The following is a 19,163-nucleotide window of genomic DNA, read 5'->3' on the forward strand; positions in this document are numbered from 1 at the left end:
TGCAACTTTCCAGATGCTTCTCCTCGTCATTCAAGTACCACACCGTGGTCCTACTACCCCGGCTATGCGTTGCCACACAACCGGTTTGGGCTCTTCCCCGTTCGCTCGCCACTACTAGGGGAATCATTGTTTATTTTCTCTTCCTGCAGGTACTAAGATGTTTCAGTTCCCTGCGTTTGCCTCTGTACTCGTGTACAGATAACAGGCCTTCAGCCTGCTGGGTTGTCCCATTCGGAAATCCTCGGATCAAAGATTATTTGCATCTACCCGAGGCTTATCGCAGCTTATCACGTCCTTCATCGCCTCCGAGAGCCAAGGCATCCACCAGACGCCCTAACTTACTTTCGCCTATTATAAAGATTGAAAAATTGAAAGATTGAAAAATTGAATTCTTCAAATCTTAAACTCTTCAATTCTCTATAGCTCATACCTTTAGCTGTATTGAGATTTAAAAATCTACTCAGTTCTGACTTAAAGTCTTTACTTACAGTCTTGTGTCACAATATGTCAAAGATCTCTTGAAGAAAATTGAAGAGCTAAAAAGTTGAAAGACTGAAGACTTCAATTCTTCCATTCTTTAATTCTTCCATTCTTCACAGTGGAGAATAACGGATTCGAACCGTTGACCCCCTGCTTGCAAAGCAGGTGCTCTAGCCAACTGAGCTAATCCCCCAATTTCAGAGTTTCATTTAGCTTGTAGTCCCAGGCAGACTTGAACTGCCGACCTCCACATTATCAGTGTGGCGCTCTAACCAACTGAGCTATAGGACTGGCTTCAAGCTGTGGGCGCTACATCTGCGCTCAGCTCATCTATTCTCTAGATATAAACAAAGTAAGTAGTAAGAAGCCTAGAGGTTAACTACGAACCTTTAAGACTTTCTTTTGTTCAGGCCCCCATCCCCCCTAACTTAGGGGGCAAAGGGAAGATAGTCATCTCCAGAAAGGAGGTGTTCCAGCCGCACCTTCCGGTACGGCTACCTTGTTACGACTTAGCCCCAATTACCAGTTTCGCTCTAGGCCGATCCTTGCGGTCACGGACTTCAAGCGCCCCCGGCTTTCATGGCTTGACGGGCGGTGTGTACAAGGCCCGGGAACGTATTCACCGCGCCATGGCTGATGCGCGATTACTAGCGAATCCAGCTTCATGGGGTCGGGTTGCAGACCCCAATCCGAACTGAGGAAGGCTTTAAGGATTTGATGCACCTTGCGGGACACCATCTCTCTGTACCTCCCATTGTAACACGTGTGTAGCCCCGGACGTAAGGGCCGTGCTGATTTGACGTCATCCCCACCTTCCTCACACCTTACGGTGGCAGTGTCTCCAGAGTGCCCAGCTTAACCTGATGGCAACTGAAGAGAGGGGTTGCGCTCGTTATGGCACTTAAGCCGACACCTCACGGCACGAGCTGACGACAACCATGCAGCACCTCCACAGGCGCCCCGAAGGGCCTCATCATCTCTGAATCGTTCGCCTGCAGTTCAAGCCCGGGTAAGGTTCCTCGCGTATCATCGAATTAAACCACATGTTCCTCCGCTTGTGCGGGCCCCCGTCAATTCCTTTGAGTTTCACCGTTGCCGGCGTACTCCCCAGGTGGGATGCTTAACGCTTTCGCTTGGCCGCTGACTGTATATCGCCAACAGCGGGCATCCATCGTTTACCGTGCGGACTACCAGGGTATCTAATCCTGTTCGATACCCGCACCTTCGAGCTTTAGCGTCAGTTGTAGCCTCGCCAGCTGCCTTCGCAATCGGAGTTCTTCGTGATATCTAAGCATTTCACCGCTACACCACGAATTCCGCTGACGTCGAATACACTCAAGGTAACCAGTTCGCGACGCACTTCCACAGTTGAGCTGCGGCATTTCACGTCACGCTTAATCACCAGCCTGCGCTCCCTTTAAACCCAATAAATCCGGATAACGCCCGGACCTTCCGTATTACCGCGGCTGCTGGCACGGAATTAGCCGGTCCTTATTCTTCAGGTACATGCAATAGGAAACACGTTTCCTTTTTTATCCCCTGACAAAAGCAGTTTACAACCCATAGGGCCGTCATCCTGCACGCTACTTGGCTGGTTCAGGCTCTCGCCCATTGACCAATATTCCTCACTGCTGCCTCCCGTAGGAGTTTGGTCCGTGTCTCAGTACCAATGTGGGGGACCTTCCTCTCAGAACCCCTACTGATCGTAGGCTTGGTGGGCCGTTACCCCGCCAACAACCTAATCAGACGCATCCCCATCCCTTAGCGATAAATCTTTGCTTTACTTCAGATGCCATCCGTAAAGAACATAGGGTATTAATTCGACTTTCGCCGGGCTATGCCCTACTAAGGGGAAGGTTGGATACGCGTTACTCACCCGTGCGCCGGTCGCCATCTTCAAAAGCAAGCTTTCGAAATGCTGCCCCTCGACTTGCATGTGTTAAGCCTGTAGCTAGCGTTCATCCTGAGCCAGGATCAAACTCTTCATTGTATATGTTTGTATCTTTAGACTGAATCCCAACCAACCTAAGCTGGAAAAGACCCATCTGTTATCTGTTTCAGAATGACTATCCAAAAAGTATCAAGTCTATCAACCTATATTATATATAGCATTGACGGTTCGTTTACTGTTACCCAAGTACCTCTCCATAAGGATTAGTACTCGCTTCTTGTACTACTTCTCTGTCTATGTAAATCTTTCAAAGAACTCTTTTTTGTTTTGCTTGTGAGGAGGTGTTCCTCGTAAGCGGATGCAAAGGTACGGCTTTTTTCGGAACCACCAAAACTTTTTCGAGAAAAATTTGAGAAATCATACAATTTTTATATTGGTCTTGATATATATCAATGTGGTGATTATACACTCTCCTTATATTATATATGCGCGCGAATGACGCCCCACCCTGAGCCGCCCGAGAATAAGATGACTTTTACCTTGATTTTTCATCGAAATCGAAGTATGAAGCTACTCACGGGCCAAAAAGAAATAAAGAAACCTGGCATCAGACCCCAGATTCGTGCCTTCGCAACACAGAACAAAAAGGATGGCGGTGCGAAAGCACAGCTCTCGCAACCCAATACTCACGCTTTTGTAACTTTCGACTTAAGTCAACAGATCTCACGACTTAAGTCAACAGTTCTCACGACTTAAGTCGAAAGATCTCACGGCATAAGTCGTAAGATACCAAAGTACCACTATTGCATTGCAACAGTGGCGCTATAAAACCGTAATAGTGGCCAAATAAGAAGAATAAGTAGTGTTTTTGCCGATGAATAAGTTTTTCAATCTATCATACGAAGCTATCCAATCGTTTCTTTATAGCCTCGAAATCAGTGTTCAAATCGAGAGTTCTGAACCTTTCATCGGTCAATTCCTTGCGCACCACAATACTCTTGATACGCTGATTGACCAACGCATTGGAATAGAAGTTTCTTTTCTGCAAATAAAAAACCAGCACCTCGTTTCAAGATGCTGGTTGTTATAGTGGGCGAAAATAAGGTTACTGATTATAGATAGTTTGAGGTTTTATGACGGAAGAAGTACGAAAAAGTTTGGAAGATAAGATAAATATACTTATCTTTGCAGTGCGAATGAGAGTTGCATATAGGCGCGATTACATCAAGCTCCGCAACCGTTCCTTATATACAAAGCCGTTGGTCGAGCACCTGCGGCTTTCGTTTTTAATAATTGAAACATGTACCAGGTACCTGTTTTATTCATTATTACCCAAGAACGCGATGCGCTTCAGAGGCAACAAATTCTTGTCATCGTCAGACATTTTATCGTAGTACTCTTGCCACATGTCAATGAAGTCATTACCGTCAATCAAGCGAATGAACTCTCGTGAACTGGTGCTAGTATTACGAGCGTCAGGCGAGAAGGTGCCACTGGTCACAAAGAGAGCAATATCACCAGTACGCAGTACGCCCAAGAGTGCTCGTATATCTGAAGCCCCAATTGCGGTCTCAGGCTTATGCTTTACCTGAACCTTGATACGAGGAGTCTGTGCCCCCAGCGGATCCACATAAGCTATGATATCGATACCACCATCTTTGCCCTTGGGAGCAATGAAAGGAGTATGATAGCCCATAGCCCGAAGTAGAGCAGCAACCATATCCTGAAACTCATAAGGACTCTTCGATACTATGAATTGCCGTATTCCTTCACGAGCGTCCGATTCCAGCAAATCAAGATTCATGCCATTGTCCTTTTCGGCAGTCTCATCGTCTGGTTCTGTTTCAGGCTTTTCTTCTTTGGGATTCAGTCGTCGCCATTCATGATATGCATCATTGGCTATGTTCATCACCGCTTCAGGTGTCTTCTTCAAAGCTGCCTCACCTTCTGGTGTCAAATACCAATTACCATTCTTCTTCACGATGAAGCCTGCTTTCTGATAGTCAATGGAGTAGAACTGGAAGCTGTTCGTCCAACGAATATACTTCATTTTTCCTGCTGGTTCCTTTTCCCAATCCGTCAGTTCTACGTTTTCATTCACAAATGGATAGAGTTCCTTAGCGGGCATACTACCACCACGGCGACTCATTTCCTTCATTACTGCGTATAGCGTCTTGGTAGCACAGGCTTTCGTCCTGCTGAATTTTTCTTTTGTCATATCTCGTTGTTTTATCTATTCCCTTTTGCTCTGTTATGCGTCTTGCAAAGCATTTGGCAGTTTTCGATAGAAGTGCTACCACCATTGCTCCAAGCCGTCACATGGTCGGCATCCATTTCTGTTATCTTATAGATCTTGGTGCGCACATTCTCATGTCCCTTTGCACATTCAGGACAGTTGCTGATGCCTTTCTCACGCGCTTCGTTTGTTTGACGTGCATAGACTGTTTTCTTCACGCTATCCTCAAAGACGCGTATATTTAGCAGACTATTCTCTATCTCACCGCCAAGCAGATATTCAAAAATACCACGTTTATTGGTCACGGCCTCGTCGGCATATAGCTCATTTACTCGTTGCTGCAAATGTGAAGGATTATAAGAATTGGCATGATATTTCTCATAAAACGCTCCCCATTCCAATCCTCTCATTTCACTCTTTGGCTCACCAAACAGAGTCTTTGCCCATTCAATTACGGTATCGAAATAGGTTTTCAGTTCTTCTATGCTATCCTCATTACGATGCTGACTCATGTAGCCGCCAACGTTTTCTTCTCCTTTTGCCACCCATACAAGCGCCTCATGAAGTATTTCCTGGCGATTAGCGTTCCCCTTAACATAACAGCTCCACTTTTGCAGTTGCGGATGGCGCGAGTTGCTGAAGGTTTCCTTTGCTTTTGTAACGAATGGTCCTGAATAGGTGGCATTCAGCAGTTCCTGCTTGTTTAGTGGCACACCAGCTATGTTGATAGTCTCAAACCATTCCTTTATTTCCTTCTCTGTACCATTACAGATGTAGATAAGGAGTTTATAGTTGAGTATTTTCTCTTGTTCTTCAGGGTTAAGTCCAGTGAAGTATTGCTCCATGCCAAACTTATCCTTTATAGCAAACTTTCCAGTAACAAATCTACCTATACTTGTAATACGCTGTTGCCCGTCAAGTATCTCATAGCGTCCAAATTCTGGTTCATTAAAATATATCAGTCCAATTGGATAGTCCTTCAGCATGCTTTCTATGACAGCAACTTCTTTCTTTCCGTCATTTTCAGCATATAGGTAATTGCGCTGATACTCTGGCTGAATAGTCAGTTTTCCAGACCATCCGAACAGGCCTTTGCCTTCTAATTGATTATATACAAAGCCCTCACATATTTCTTTGACCGTAAGGTCGGTCATCAATGTCGTTTGCATAGCTATTGTTTTTTGCGGATTATAATTCTACCAAAAGGCTTTTGCGGATAGCCGTTTTCATCAATATAATAAGGCTGACCATCTCGCAGACTTTTGTTTAATTTTCTCAATTCACGAGGATATGGCTTAAAGCCAAGTTCTTTACCAGAATCCCCCTCAGCGTTACCAATAATTTCAAACTGGTCTGGACAGTATTTATCTAGGAATGTTCGTGGAACTCCCATTAATCCATCATAGTCAGATGGAATTGCATCAGTGTAAGGAACATCGATTGCATCATAATTCTCATAATGGACATAGCCTTTACCTTTGATTTCTTTATGCTTTGAATAAAGGATATTATCCTCCATCGTCATTAAAGGAAGTGGTTCATGGCGTCGACCATGATCGATGTTGGTATACCAGCAACAATTGCGAAATTTTACGAGATTCGTCTTTGCATCATAAACACCTTCCACATATTCTTTTGATGCCGTCTCTGGAATTCCAAAGAAAGCATTTCCTGCATTAAAGCCATTTCCTAACCAAATCTTATTCGTTTTAATTAAAGGGAAAATCTCTTTATATGCTACCGCATTCATATTTCCGATGCACACAAATAATTTCCTAGATTCTATTACCCACATCATAAATTCTCGAAATAAAGAGAAAGGTGGATTAGTCACAATGATGTCGGCTTCATCTCGTAACGTCCTTACCTCATCACTACGGAAGTCGCCATCGCCTTCAAGATAATTCCAATGCAAGTCATTAATATTGAAACGTCCATCATTATTAATATCTTCATCAAGTACAAATATCTTTCCATTTGTCCGGCTCTTGTCCGCATCATAATAGGGACTATCAGTTTCAAAAAGTGTCGGTTGCCAGTCCTTTATCTTCTTCGATTCAACAGCATAGCTTGTACTGATAAGCTTTTTTATGCCAAATGTCTCAAAATTCTGTGCAAAGAACTTGGTAAAGTTACTCCATTCTGGATCGTCGCAAGGTAATAGCACTGTCTTACCACGAAATACATCTGGGTTGTATTCCAGGTAAGCATTTATTTCTTTCTGAATATCTGCATATTGTGTATAGAACTCATCGTTCTTTGCCGTCTTTGCATTTGCAAGGTTCGTATTTGCCATGATTCGATTGATAGTTTTAAGTCATAGCATTGACTATCAATCACGCCAAGACGCAAAAAAGGCGTGATGCACCTTATTGCGTTCAGCTTCGAGGCAGCCTCGGAATGGAAACCCCGGCAGTCTTACAAGTATGCACCACACCTAAGTGTCAGTGCATTCGTATTTATAAGACTACACAAGATGTTCCACACAGAAACACCTCACCACGTATTATCTCGTTGCGTTTTTATTTCCAAGAAGTTTCCGAGGCTTTTGGCTGAACGCGAAATAATAGCGAATGCTTTTTGAAAGTTCGGATTTCTCCCCGAACTATCTGCAAAAGTACAAATTATATTTGAAATTTAGGATTCAAAAGAGAAAAAAAATAAAAAAAGAATGTATCTCCTCCAAAACTATCCTTATACAACAACCGCTGTTAATTCTCTACCAATTTTGCGAATTGCCTTCAGAATACGTTTCATCTGATTTGGTCGCGCTTTCTTTAGACCATTTGCGTATTGTGAAATTTAGTAACCAAACTTTAAACAGATTACATTATGGGAGGTAACGGAGCATATGATAAATATCGTAGCTACTCACTAGACATTTATCAAAAAGACAGATTTAAAGAAGTCGCAATGATTGGAAGCAATAAAGTTATAACGACTTCCGTTTATAATAACACAAGCATTCCTATGAATAGCTTCAATTCAAAGATGTATTATGTTACATCACCAAAAGATCTGACCAAAATAGTTGCTATCGCATTCTATAGCGGACGGACTCATAAAATAGTTAAGTCCATCGACCTGGTTTATGACAAGTCTGATAACCTCGTTCCATTTAAAGTGGTGAAGCGAAAAGGCAAGATTCACAAAGTGGGTACACATACACACAATTGGAATGGAAATAAAGAAAAAGGAGAGGCGAAAAGAAAAGCCCATGATAAGAATAATTTCTTTGAACCTTCGAAAACTGATATGAAGTTTATCAAGAAGGCACTAAAGTACAATCAAGAGCATAAAAAAAATAAATTATGATACGTAGAATATTAAAAAAGGACTTTTGGTGCCCTACGTTATGGAACGATGACACCAATTTGTATGAGGATCAACTGGGGTGGAATGATGCAAACCGATCGGATGCACATGCTCACGACTCATATAACATCTTGAAATGTTATCTGGATCGATTTGGATTTGACTTGGCACTATATCTGGTTGAAAAAGATGAGTTCTACTACATTGAAAACACTCAGCATAACGAAGTATTGAAACTCAAGAATCGAGATGACTGGGACGGTAAATACATCTTTGAAAGAGTAGAGTTCTCACATAGTCCAGAGCCAGAGCCTGATGTGATATATGAATATAAAGATAGCCGTGACCTTTGGAACAATCTGAAGATACACGAACTATCTTTAAAAGAAGTCATTGAAAAATCTGTCGTTCTAATAATGCACTAAACCTACTCTGCGCATTAGATAGGTCAGTTAACTCAAAAAGATAATTATTAGAGAACCTTATGATAGCGTGCCAACAAGTCTTTCTCTTGTTGGTGCGTTTTTTCTATAAACTCGCGATAGGTATCGCTTTCTGGATGGAAAGGTCGATGACCTAAGGCCTCTTTGATGGGCTTCCATTCTTTCAGAAACTGCTTGGCGCTGTCGCTGAACAGCGTTTCTACCAGCTTCTCCCAGATATATTCTACGGCCTGTGTCGATGGATGAATCATATCGGGTTGATAGAAACGGTAGTCGCGCAACTCGTCGAGGACGATCTCGTAGGCGGGGAAATAGAAGGCGACACCGGGATTGCGAGCCACCAACTCGTGGACCGCCAACAACAATGTGGCCTTAGACAACTGGCTCTCGTGGAAGCCGTACTTCTGATAACGGATAGGACTGACGGTGAGAACAACCTGAACGTCTGAACGTCTGGCGGAAAGCTCATCGACCACCTGTTGCAAGGCATCAACGCACTGCTGCACAGACAGTTCCTCTTCCTGGAAAAGACGCTGCGGACGCTTCTGACAGTTATCAACAATCTCGCCCGTTTCCTTCAGGCGATAGACGTGGTTGGTGCCCAACGTCAGAAACGCCACACGCGGTTTGGCGTCGGTTCGCATGACGGTGTGAAGCACCGATACGGGGTTGTACATCACACCGTAGGGATTGACAACGACCGGAAAGCGCTCCTCCTTGAAACGACTGCCGATGCTGTCAGCAAAGCAAGAGCCCACGAAGAGAATCTCTTCGAGGGGCTCAATGCTGAATGGATAGCTGGGAATATGAACCTTGGTTCTGAATTCCATATTTATTTTTGTTTCTTACGATAGGTAAAGAACAACAGTACCAGAACCAGAAGCGCGATGATGACCAACGAAACATAGGCAATGGCCTCGGTCGTGGTGATGCTTTGCGGGAAGAAGCTGAGCACAACCTCGTGCTCGCCACCCTCGATACGCATGGCACGCAGCACGTAGTTGACGCGTCCCAGTTCTACGGGCTGACCATCGACGGTAGCCTCCCAACCGGGATAGTAGATTTCAGAGAACACCAGTACGCCACCCTTGCTGCTCTTAACCTGATATTTCAGCTGGTTAGGCTCGTAAGCCGTCATCTTCACCACGGCAGCCGTGTCGAGCGGCGAGGCCTGTCCGAGCACGTCGGCAAACTGCTTGTCGGCCACAGCCTCATGGCGAAGGTTGATGGTGCGCAGCGCGTTAATCTCGGCAGTGGCATTATCCACATAGCTCAGCTTATCAACAAACCAAGCATTGCCCTGTGCATAGGGGTTAGGACGGTAGAAGTTCTGCTGTGCCAAGAGGAAATACTTTGTGTTCAACATGTTGAGCACAGGCCACAAGCTGTCACCTGGTGCTTCTTGCAGTTCACCGTTATATTGCTGGAGCGCTGCAAACACCTGGCTGTGCTCCCTGCTGATATAATAGTCTATCAGGTCCTGATAGCGGCGAAGTTTGGCGGCATGATAGCCACCAATGCTCTTATGATAGTATGACGTCTCGTTCTCGTTGAAGAGATTGCCAGCCAGATTCAGCACACGATAGTCGAGCGACGAGTCGTTCAGTATCTGACGGTCGGCATCGGTCATCGGACGCACATAGCGGCGCTCCACCTTCTTGATGAACTGATGCTCGTCGTTAGGGTTCAGATAGCGACGGTTTACCTGCCACAGATCGACCAGACAGAGCACCAAAAGGACAGCCACGACAGGCAGTGCCTTCAACTTTTTGGCACGATAGAGCAACAGCATCAGCGTGCCAATGACAATGATGATGAACGAGCGCCAGCAGTCGGCCGTGAAGATAGCCTGACGTGCATGGCTCAGTGCCGTGAGCAAAGACTGCGCATCGGCAGGTGCAGGCAGGATGCCACTGGCCAGCTTGACCTCAGCATCGGAATAGAAATCGAAGAACAGCGTAGGCATCAGTGCAAAGAGCAGTGCCATGCCGCCCGTTGCAGCAAAGGCACCATAGAGATAATAGATATTCTTGCCAGACAGCACCTCGGGCTTCTCAATCACCTCTTTGAGTGCCAACATGGCCAACAGAGGAATGGTAAACTCGGCGATGACAAGGATGGACTCGACGGCACGGAACTTGGCATACATCGGCACATAGTCGATGAAGAGGTCGGTCAGCCCCATGAAATTCTTACCCCATGCCAGCATGATGCTCAGAATCGTGGCTGCCAACAGCGCCCACTTCATGGGACCTTTGACAATAAACAGTCCGAGCACGAAGAGCATCAGCACAAAGGCACCCACATAGACAGGCCCCATCGTGCCATGAGCGCCAGGCTCCAAGCTCTCCTCCCAATACTGGGTGAAATAGATGGGCTGTCCGCCGGTGGCATCCTTGAAGTAGCCATTGGGATTAGCCAGCTCGCCAACCACCGCCAAGGCAGGTGCTTTCTGTCCGCCGCCCAGCTCCACCTGTTCTTTCTCCAGGATATCCTTGGCTGCCTCATCCTCCCATATCACGTGCGTAGAGGTGCCACCCTTCACATTCGGAACCAGCAAGCTCCAGGTTTCGCCGATGCCATAACTATAGTCGGTGATGTACGAACGCTCCAGTCCACCGGCAGTCTGATTGCCGGCATCGCCTTTCACCAGTTCGCTACCCCCACGCATGGTTTCCTGCGAATACTGCCAAGTGTGATACAGATTAGAAATATTAGCCAGAATGCCAAGCAGTCCGCCCACGACAACCACCGCCGTGGCCTTGCAGAAATGTGCCATCTGCCTCTTACGAACGGCATCAACGAGATAGGCAATGAGCATGAAGAGGATGACAAATAAATAATAATAGGTCATCTGCACATGGTTGGCCTGCACCTCGAGAGCAGCGAAGATGCTCGTCACGACGGCACCCAACAGATACTTACCCCTGTAGGCCAGCACGATGCCGCCAATCATCGGCGGCAGATAGGCCAGCGCCATCACCTTCCAGATATGTCCGGCAGCAATGATGATCAGGAAATAAGTGCTGAATGCCCACAAGATGGAGCCTAACGCTGCCAGCTGCTGACGGAAGTCGAAGGCGCGCAACAGGATGTAGAAGCCCAGTAAGTAGGCAAACAGATACCACACGTTCAGCGGCAGCCACAGGTGATAGGCATCGGCCACCTTGCTGATGGCCTTATCGCTATTGTACGACGGTGACAACTGATAGGTGGGCATGCCCGAAAACAAGGCGTTGGTCCAACGAGTGCGATCACCCGTGCGCTCCATATAGTCGGCCTGCTCCTGACCAGCGCCCACGCCAGCAGAGATATCTCCCTGGTTCAGCACACGTCCCTCAAAGTCGGCCGGATAGAAATAGGCAAATGCCAACACAACAAAAAACAACACTGCCACTGCATCCAGTAGCCATGGTTTCAACGATTTCATAATCTTGCAAGTTATTATTTATTTGGGCGCAAAATTACAAAATAAATTCGTACTTCCCACTTGATTTTAAAATATTTCAATTAACTTTGCCGTCAAAATACAACAGAAAAGAATGAAAATAGGAATTATTGTCGCAATGGACAAAGAGTTGCAGCAGCTGCAACAGGTTTTCAAAGACAGTGACGTAAGAGTAGAGAAATGCGGCATCGGCAAAGTCAATGCGGCCCTTGGCGCCCAGCGCATGATCAACGAGTTCCAGCCCGACATCATCATCAGCAGCGGTTGTGCCGGTGGCAATGGCGATGATATCAACGTGCAGGACATCGTGGTGAGCTCTGAACTGTGCTATCACGACGTCTATTGCGGCGCAGCCATCGATGACAACACCGTTTACGGCCAGGTGCAAGGTCTGCCCGCCCGCTATCAGACAGACCGCGAGTTGCTGCGCAAAGCCGTCAGTTTGCAGACTGAAGACATCAAGATTCATGAGGGTCTCATCGTGACCGGCGACTGGTTTGTGGATTCCAAGGAGAAGGCACGCGAGATTATCGGTCACTTCCCCGAGGCGAAAGCCATAGACATGGAGTCGTGCGCCATCGCGCAGACATGTTATATTAATAAGGTGAAGTTCATTTCGTTCCGCGTGATCAGCGACATTCCCCTGCGCGACACCGACGCCTCGCAGTATCACGACTTCTGGAACACCGTAGCAGAGCATTCTTTCCAAACAACCCGTGCTTTCGTAGAAAGCCTGTAAATGCCCATTAACTTAAGAGGCAAAGGGGTCTGAACAAGCGCAGACTCCATAAACAAGTCAAACTACATAGGGGAACTGAAAACGCTTGTTCAGACCCCCATCCCCCTAACTTAGGGGGCATTAAAGAAATGGAAGTTATAAAGAGTTTTACAATAGACCATACCCACCTGAAACCCGGCATCTACATATCACGTGAAGACAAAGGGTTCACCACTTTCGACCTGCGCATCACCGAGCCCAACCATGAGCCTGCCGTGGCTCCTGCTGCCATGCATAGCCTGGAGCACCTGATGGCCACATGGTTTCGCAACAGCGAGGCCAAGGCCGACGTGGTATATGTAGGTCCGATGGGCTGTCTGACGGGTATGTATATCATCATGACCGGCACCTATACGGTGGAGGACATGCGCCGACTGACCATCGAATGCTTGGAGTGGATACTCACACAAGACCACGTGCCAGCCACCGAACCACAGACCTGCGGCAACTATCTGCTGCACGATCTGCCCATGTGCCACTGGGAAAGTCGCCGATACCTGGACCGTCTGAAAAACGATTTCCACAGCGAATACACGAAATTGGAAGTCAAGTTGGAAGACGGGCGCATCTTTGCCGATGCCTAAAAAGACAACATTATAAAGACAAAAGACATACTTGCCACCCGCTGGCAAGTATGTCTTTTTTTACATTCGATACTTTTTTAAAAACAGAAAAAAGATATTTACGAAAAAACAATGTAAATATTTGCATAACACTTAAAAAAACATTACCTTTGCCAAAATTTCAAACATACCTTAACATGAACAAACAAATAATGATGGTCATCGTGGCTGCAAGCCTGATGGTTGGCTGCGCACCAAAGATAACGACCGAGATGACTACGCAAGCACTGGCACCTAAAGCCACTAACCAGATCATGATACTAGGAGCCAAAGACACCATCCCCGACGAAGCACGCGCCATTGGACAGATAAAGATCAACAGCCGACATTCATCGTTGCGAAAAAACTACACCAAGATACTGAACTTAGCTGTCAAAGAAACGGCACAACAGGGAGGTAACATCCTGGTAGTGGACCATAGCGACATGGAGAAGAACACGCTAAAGGGCACGATGGCCTACTACGAAGGTGAAACAAACAGCGCACTGACAATCTCGCCCAGACGCATCAAATGCCTGTTGGCCATGGGAACACAGCAGAATCAGTCACCCATACGGGCCATAAGCAAAGAACAAGAGCAAATGGTGAAGCAGCGTCAGGAGGAAGCTGCACAGCAGGAAATGAGCAAATATAGCACATTGGCTGAGGTAGAAGAGCAAAAAGATGTGCAAGATACGACTATACAAGAGAGCTCTTTTGAAGATGCAAGCGACTATTTCGACATCAAGGAAGAGAACGAAAAACGAAAAGGCGTCATCAAGATTAGTGGTGGTCCGATGTGGACGCTATCGAAAATGTACCTCTCGTACGACGGTAGAGGCTACTTCACAGGCGCCAGAGGTACTGCTTTCGACCTGTCTATCCACAGCATTGGAGACCTGTGGGGCTATGGCTTTGACCTGTATGGCAGCCAAACAAACCTTTCAATAGGCAACTACTTCAAAACTTCGAAAGAGAGTTATAACTTCATCTATGCCGGTCCTAATCTGGTTATGGGCGGCACATTCGCACAACACTTCTATGCAGACCTTTCCGTGGGCATTGGCATCGGGTATTATCACGACAGTGGTTCCGACGAAGTGGGATTTGGCATGAGGGAATCGGTGGGACTCGGTGTGATGCTGAACAACCACTTTAGCGTTGGCATTGATGCAGCTATACAGATGGCCACATTCAAACGACCAGAAGGATTCAACCAACCTGAGAACGAAGCTTATGGCTTTAAATGTGCAACAGTGATGCTGACACTACGCACACACTTGTAAGACTACAACAATAAACCGAAAAACATACTAAAAATGAGAAAAAACAACGCGAGATGGATACTATGCATAGCCATGCTATTAGTATCACTAACAACCACCGCACAGAAGAAGTTCTGCATGACCTATGAAGATTTCATGGACAACAAATGGGAAGAACTGGACTCTATACACATCAAGACCCACAGTAAGTCGCATCAGATGTGGTGGGGCGGCAGTGACTTTGCCTTCACCACGGGCAACAAGTCTATTGACAAACTACTGAAAAAAGAAGCCTTTGCCATCGCTATCGACGACACACTCTACGTGAACTGTCGCGACCTAAGATTCGAAGGAACACCCTTTGGCAATGGTTATGTGAAGGCCAGACGCATTGGCAAGCGCAGTCTGCTGATAGTAAACAAGATTATCGGAAAGAAAATAGCCCAGTCAGAATTCGTATCTGCCTATATGTTTGGCGCCATTGGCGGAGCCATCAGTGCCAGCAACCACATGAAACGTCAGGTATGTTACCTCATCTCGCACGGTAGCAATGAGAAGGGTGTCATCGATCTGCGACTGATAAACGACAGACTAATGGAAAAGATGTTGAAGAATGATACCGATCTTTGCAACAAATACTACTCGGAAGAAAAGGACAACAAACGAATGCTGGCCAGCCATATCATCCCCATCTTGGAGGAAGCCGGCCTGTTCGACCAGAAACACGACAGTCAGGAATAAGACTGTAGCAAAAAAGGTCAGAATATCAGAATAAAAGAAGTGGCACAAAGGAATGAATCCTCTGTGCCACTTTTCTATTCCATCGAAAAGATGTATGTGCTTATTGCTTATTTGCCTTTTTGCGCTGGTCATGATCAAGGATCACCTTGCGGATACGCATAGACTTAGGTGTCACCTCTACCAGCTCGTCTTCCTTGATGTATTCCAGACACTCCTCAAGCGACATGACGACTTTAGGAATGATACGTGCCTTATCATCGGTACCAGATGCACGGACGTTGGTGAGCTGCTTGGCCTTGCAGACATTGACAACCAAGTCGTTGTCATGCACATGTTCACCCACAACCTCGCCCATATAGACGTCTTCTCCTGGATCGATGAAGAACTTACCACGATCCTGAAGCTTATCAATGGCATAAGCAAAAGAGGTGCCCGTCTCAAGCGCAATCATCGAACCATTGACACGACGTTCAATCTCACCCTTGTAGGGCTGATACTCCTTGAAGCGGTGAGCCATGATAGCCTCGCCTTGAGAAGCCGTAAGGACATTGGTACGCAGACCGATGATACCACGTGAAGGAATGACGAACTCAATATTGGTGCGCTCGCCCTGACTCTCCATCGAAGTCATCTCGCCCTTACGACGAGTAACCATATCAATCATCTTCGAAGCGAACTCCTCGGGAACATTAATCGTGAGTTCCTCGACTGGTTCGTGTTTCACGCCATTAATCTCCTTATAGATAACCTGTGGCTGCCCCACCTGAAGCTCGTAGCCTTCGCGACGCATCGTCTCGATGAGCACAGAGAGGTGCAGCACACCACGACCAGAAACCACCCATTTATCGGTACTGTCCTCAAAAGGTCTTACACGCAGGGCGAGGTTCTTCTCCAATTCTTTTTCAAGACGGTCGTTGATATGACGTGATGTCACAAACTTTCCTTCCTTACCAAAGAAGGGAGAGTCGTTGATCATGAAGAGCATAGACATGGTGGGCTCGTCAATAGCGATAGGAGGCAGTGGCTCTGGGTTCTCTATATCACAGATTGTGTCGCCGATCTCAAACTTCTCGAGACCGATGACGGCACAGATATCGCCACATTCTACTTCGTCGATACGCTGATGTCCCATGCCATCGAAAGTGTGAAGCTCCTTAATCTTGGTTTTCTCCATCGAGCCATCACGATGCGCAATGGTGACCTGCATGCCGTCTTTCAAGGTGCCGCGATGCACACGACCCACAGCGATACGACCTGTATAGCTGCTATAGTCGAGCGAGGTAATCAGCATCTGAGGTGTGCCCTCCAACTGTTTTGGTGCAGGGATCACCTCCACAATCTTGTCAAGCAGATAGGTAATGTCAGTGGTGGGGTTGTTGTAGTCTTCGCCCATCCAGCCATTCTTAGCCGAGCCATAGACAACAGGGAAGTCCAACTGGTCCTCAGTGGCGTTCAGAGAGAACATCAAGTCGAACACCATCTCATAGACTTCCTCTGGACGACAGTTAGGTTTATCTACCTTGTTGACCACAACAATAGGCTTCAAGCCAATCTCAAGTGCTTTCTGCAGCACGAAACGAGTCTGAGGCATGGGGCCCTCGAATGCGTCAACAAGCAACAAACATCCATCAGCCATATTCAAAACACGCTCCACTTCACCACCGAAGTCGGAGTGTCCCGGAGTATCAATGATATTAATTTTCGTTCCTTTCCAATTGATAGAAACGTTTTTAGAAAGAATAGTGATGCCTCGTTCGCGCTCCAAGTCGTTTGCATCAAGTACTTGGTTCGACAGGTTCTGTCCCTCACGGAAAAGATTTCCTGCGAGCATCATTTTGTCCACAAGCGTCGTTTTGCCGTGGTCAACGTGTGCGATAATCGCAATGTTTCTGATATCCTGCATAATTATTTTACGTAAAATCGGGTGCAAAGTTACAAAAAATGATAGTTTTAAGCAAATTTTTCACTTTTCACTTTTCACTTTTCACTTTTTTTTGTACCTTTGCACCCGCTTTTCGGAAAGTCCGAAGCATTCGACGACGTTTTGCACTCTGTGATTAAGGCGTCATGACGTCGGAAGAATGTCTGAGCAAAAAACGTATTAATCACATTTCAATTATGTATCTCGATCAAGCTAAGAAGCAAGAGATTTTCGGCCAGTATGGCAAGTCAACCACAGACACTGGTTCAGCTGAGAGCCAGATTGCTCTGTTCACCTACCGCATTAAGCACCTGACAGAGCACCTGAAGGCCAACCACAAGGACTTCGGTACTGCACGTTCACTGACCAAGATGGTAGGTCGTCGCCGCAAATTGCTGAAGTATCTCTACGATAACGACATCAACCGCTATCGTGCTATTGTGAAGGCTCTCGGTCTGCGTAAGTAATCGGCAGCACTTCGCGAAGCGGAATCATGACAAACTCCCTCTCCTGCATCAGCGGGTGAGGGATTTTTAGTTCCGGTTCATTGATTGTCAGGTCATCGTAAAGCAGTATGTCTATATCAATAGGACGATCCTGATATAGACAAACATCATGTGCCTGACGGATGGTGGCATGCGCTGATGTCTTCCCCAACAGGTGCTCGATGTGTTGAGTCTGGCGAAGGACCTCAAAAGGCGACAATGCCGTTTCCACGCGGATAGCACTATTAACAAAACCATTGGTCGATTGAAATCCCCATGGTTCGGAATAGAAAAAGGCTGATTGGCACACGATATGTCCAATCAGCCTTTCTATATATCCATAGGCCTGAAGAATATTCTCCTCACGCTGTCCGAGGTTTGACCCCAGACCTATATAGACATTATGCAATTTAATCATCGAGCATCAGCATGGCATCGCCATAGCATCCAAACTTATAGTCATTCTTCAAAGCCAGCTTATAGGCTTCCATCACGAGGTCGTAACCACCGAAGGCTGTTGCTGCCATCAGCATGGTTGACTCGGGATGATAGAAATTAGCGATTAACGCATTGGCCAGTCCATACTCATAGGGAGGGAAGATAAACTTATTGGTCCAACCCTCAAACTCCTTCAGCATGCCATCGGTGCCCACAGCCGACTCGGTGGCACGAGCAGTGCTGATGCCAACGGCACACACGCGACGACCATCAGCCTTGGTCTTGTTCACAATATCGCAAGCCTCAGCATTGATAATCATCTGTTCTGAGTTCATCTTGTGCTTGGTGAGATCTTCCACCTCAATGGGATCGAAAGAGCCCAGTCCGCAATGCACGGTGATATAAGCAAAGTTATAGCCACGAATCTCCATCATCTTCATCAGCTCTCGACTGAAGTGAAGACCGGTAGCAGGCGCCGTAACGGCTCCCTCATGACGGGCATAGATGGTTTGAAACTGCTCCATATCCTCGGGCTCTGCCTTACGGCGATCAACGATATATCGGGGCAAGGGAGCCTCGCCAAGGGAGAACAGTTCGCGCTTGAACTCATCGTGAGGACAGTCGTAAAGGAATCGTAGTGTACGTCCGCGACTGGTCGTGTTGTCGATGACCTCTGCCACCATGGGGCCTTCGCCATCGAAGAACAGCTTATTACCTATTCTGATCTTACGTGCGGGTTCAACGAGCACATCCCAAAGACGCAGTTCCTCGTTGAGTTCGCGCAACAAGAACACTTCGATCTTTGCATCTGTTTTTTCCTTTGTACCATAGAGGCGTGCAGGGAACACCTGTGTATCGTTGAAGATAAACGTATCACCCTCGTCGAAATAGTCCACGATATTGCGGAAAGTCATGAACTCCTCAGTATCATTGCCTTCAGCATCCTTCTTAAACATCTCGATCTTTTCGCTCTTACGGTGTATCACCATCAGTTTACACTGGTCACGGTTATAGACGCGATCAATCGTACCATCCTCATTCTCGAATGCGCGATGAGGAGGATAGAGAGCGACCTGGCTCTCTGGTAGTTTAAATTTGAATTGTGATAACTTCATTATCG

Annotated in this window: 15 protein-coding genes, 2 tRNA genes and 2 rRNA genes (1 of these 19 running past the window's edge); 7 read left to right on the forward strand and 12 right to left on the reverse strand. The window is 46.5% G+C overall.

Features of this window, described 5'->3' with window-relative positions:
- The 7 genes from L6472_RS11175 to L6472_RS11205 all read right to left on the reverse strand — a co-directional run.
- A 23S ribosomal RNA gene (locus tag L6472_RS11175) occupies positions 1-348 on the reverse strand (it extends 2,549 nt beyond the left edge of the window).
- Between the two features lie 251 nt (positions 349-599).
- Positions 600-673, reverse strand: a tRNA-Ala gene (locus L6472_RS11180).
- A 24-nt stretch (positions 674-697) separates the two neighbouring features.
- Positions 698-771, reverse strand: a tRNA-Ile gene (locus L6472_RS11185).
- 169 nt (positions 772-940) lie between these two features.
- Positions 941-2,470: ribosomal RNA gene (locus L6472_RS11190) — 16S ribosomal RNA — on the reverse strand.
- The 16S and 23S rRNA genes sit together here with 2 tRNA genes alongside, the layout of an rRNA operon.
- A gap of 1,219 nt (positions 2,471-3,689) precedes the next feature.
- Positions 3,690-4,589 (reverse strand): restriction endonuclease, encoded by a 900-nt coding sequence (locus tag L6472_RS11195; RefSeq protein WP_237805118.1) that lies wholly within the window; start codon positions 4,587-4,589, stop codon positions 3,690-3,692.
- An 11-nt stretch (positions 4,590-4,600) separates the two neighbouring features.
- Positions 4,601-5,776, reverse strand: a complete 1,176-nt coding sequence (locus tag L6472_RS11200) for a DUF262 domain-containing protein (protein WP_237805120.1) — start codon at positions 5,774-5,776, stop codon at positions 4,601-4,603.
- Between the two features lie 2 nt (positions 5,777-5,778).
- Entirely contained in the window at positions 5,779-6,903 is a 1,125-nt protein-coding gene (locus L6472_RS11205; protein WP_237805122.1) for an adenine-specific methyltransferase EcoRI family protein, read from the reverse strand.
- Positions 6,904-7,439: 536 nt separating this feature from the next.
- Here L6472_RS11205 and L6472_RS11210 point away from each other — a divergent pair.
- On the forward strand, positions 7,440-7,922 hold the full coding sequence (locus L6472_RS11210; protein WP_237805124.1) for a hypothetical protein: 483 nt from the start codon (positions 7,440-7,442) through the stop codon (positions 7,920-7,922).
- Positions 7,919-8,347 carry a hypothetical protein gene (locus tag L6472_RS11215; RefSeq protein ID WP_237805126.1) on the forward strand — a complete coding sequence of 143 codons (429 nt, stop codon included), beginning with the start codon at positions 7,919-7,921 and terminating at the stop codon, positions 8,345-8,347. The genes L6472_RS11210 and L6472_RS11215 overlap by 4 nt, the downstream gene beginning before the upstream one ends.
- 47 nt (positions 8,348-8,394) lie before the next feature.
- On the opposite strand, the gene L6472_RS11220 is transcribed toward L6472_RS11215, so the two are convergent.
- Entirely contained in the window at positions 8,395-9,195 is an 801-nt protein-coding gene (locus L6472_RS11220) for a GSCFA domain-containing protein (RefSeq protein ID WP_237805128.1), read from the reverse strand.
- A 2-nt stretch (positions 9,196-9,197) separates the two neighbouring features.
- On the reverse strand, positions 9,198-11,795 hold the full coding sequence (locus tag L6472_RS11225) for a YfhO family protein (RefSeq protein ID WP_237805130.1): 2,598 nt from the start codon (positions 11,793-11,795) through the stop codon (positions 9,198-9,200).
- Positions 11,796-11,907: 112 nt separating this feature from the next.
- Between L6472_RS11225 and mtnN the strand changes: the two genes are divergently transcribed.
- The 4 genes from mtnN (at position 11,908) to L6472_RS11245 (ending at position 15,199) form a co-directional block, all read left to right on the forward strand.
- Positions 11,908-12,552 carry a 5'-methylthioadenosine/S-adenosylhomocysteine nucleosidase gene (mtnN, locus tag L6472_RS11230; RefSeq protein ID WP_237805132.1) on the forward strand — a complete coding sequence of 215 codons (645 nt, stop codon included), beginning with the start codon at positions 11,908-11,910 and terminating at the stop codon, positions 12,550-12,552.
- A gap of 128 nt (positions 12,553-12,680) precedes the next feature.
- The gene (locus L6472_RS11235) at positions 12,681-13,175 is read left to right on the forward strand and encodes an S-ribosylhomocysteine lyase (RefSeq protein WP_237805134.1); all 495 of its coding nucleotides are present in this window, start codon (positions 12,681-12,683) and stop codon (positions 13,173-13,175) included.
- Positions 13,176-13,351: 176 nt separating this feature from the next.
- On the forward strand, positions 13,352-14,479 hold the full coding sequence (locus L6472_RS11240; RefSeq protein WP_237805136.1) for a porin family protein: 1,128 nt from the start codon (positions 13,352-13,354) through the stop codon (positions 14,477-14,479).
- A 33-nt stretch (positions 14,480-14,512) separates the two neighbouring features.
- On the forward strand, positions 14,513-15,199 hold the full coding sequence (locus tag L6472_RS11245) for a DUF6563 family protein (RefSeq protein WP_237805138.1): 687 nt from the start codon (positions 14,513-14,515) through the stop codon (positions 15,197-15,199).
- Between the two features lie 100 nt (positions 15,200-15,299).
- On the opposite strand, the gene typA is transcribed toward L6472_RS11245, so the two are convergent.
- Positions 15,300-17,102, reverse strand: a complete 1,803-nt coding sequence (gene typA / locus L6472_RS11250; RefSeq protein ID WP_237805140.1) for a translational GTPase TypA — start codon at positions 17,100-17,102, stop codon at positions 15,300-15,302.
- A gap of 215 nt (positions 17,103-17,317) precedes the next feature.
- Here typA and rpsO point away from each other — a divergent pair, with 215 nt between their 5' ends.
- Positions 17,318-17,587 carry a 30S ribosomal protein S15 gene (rpsO, locus tag L6472_RS11255; protein ID WP_027449853.1) on the forward strand — a complete coding sequence of 90 codons (270 nt, stop codon included), beginning with the start codon at positions 17,318-17,320 and terminating at the stop codon, positions 17,585-17,587.
- On the opposite strand, the gene folK is transcribed toward rpsO, so the two are convergent.
- Positions 17,556-18,023 (reverse strand): 2-amino-4-hydroxy-6-hydroxymethyldihydropteridine diphosphokinase, encoded by a 468-nt coding sequence (gene folK, locus L6472_RS11260; RefSeq protein WP_237805142.1) that lies wholly within the window; start codon positions 18,021-18,023, stop codon positions 17,556-17,558. The genes rpsO and folK overlap by 32 nt on opposite strands.
- The gene (gene queA / locus L6472_RS11265; RefSeq protein WP_237805143.1) at positions 18,016-19,158 is read right to left on the reverse strand and encodes a tRNA preQ1(34) S-adenosylmethionine ribosyltransferase-isomerase QueA; all 1,143 of its coding nucleotides are present in this window, start codon (positions 19,156-19,158) and stop codon (positions 18,016-18,018) included. The genes folK and queA overlap by 8 nt, the downstream gene beginning before the upstream one ends.
- Positions 19,159-19,163 lie beyond the last annotated feature (5 nt).

It is taken from the genome of Prevotella sp. E13-17, from assembly GCF_022024035.1.
In the GTDB taxonomy this organism is placed as follows: Bacteria; Bacteroidota; Bacteroidia; order Bacteroidales; family Bacteroidaceae; genus Prevotella.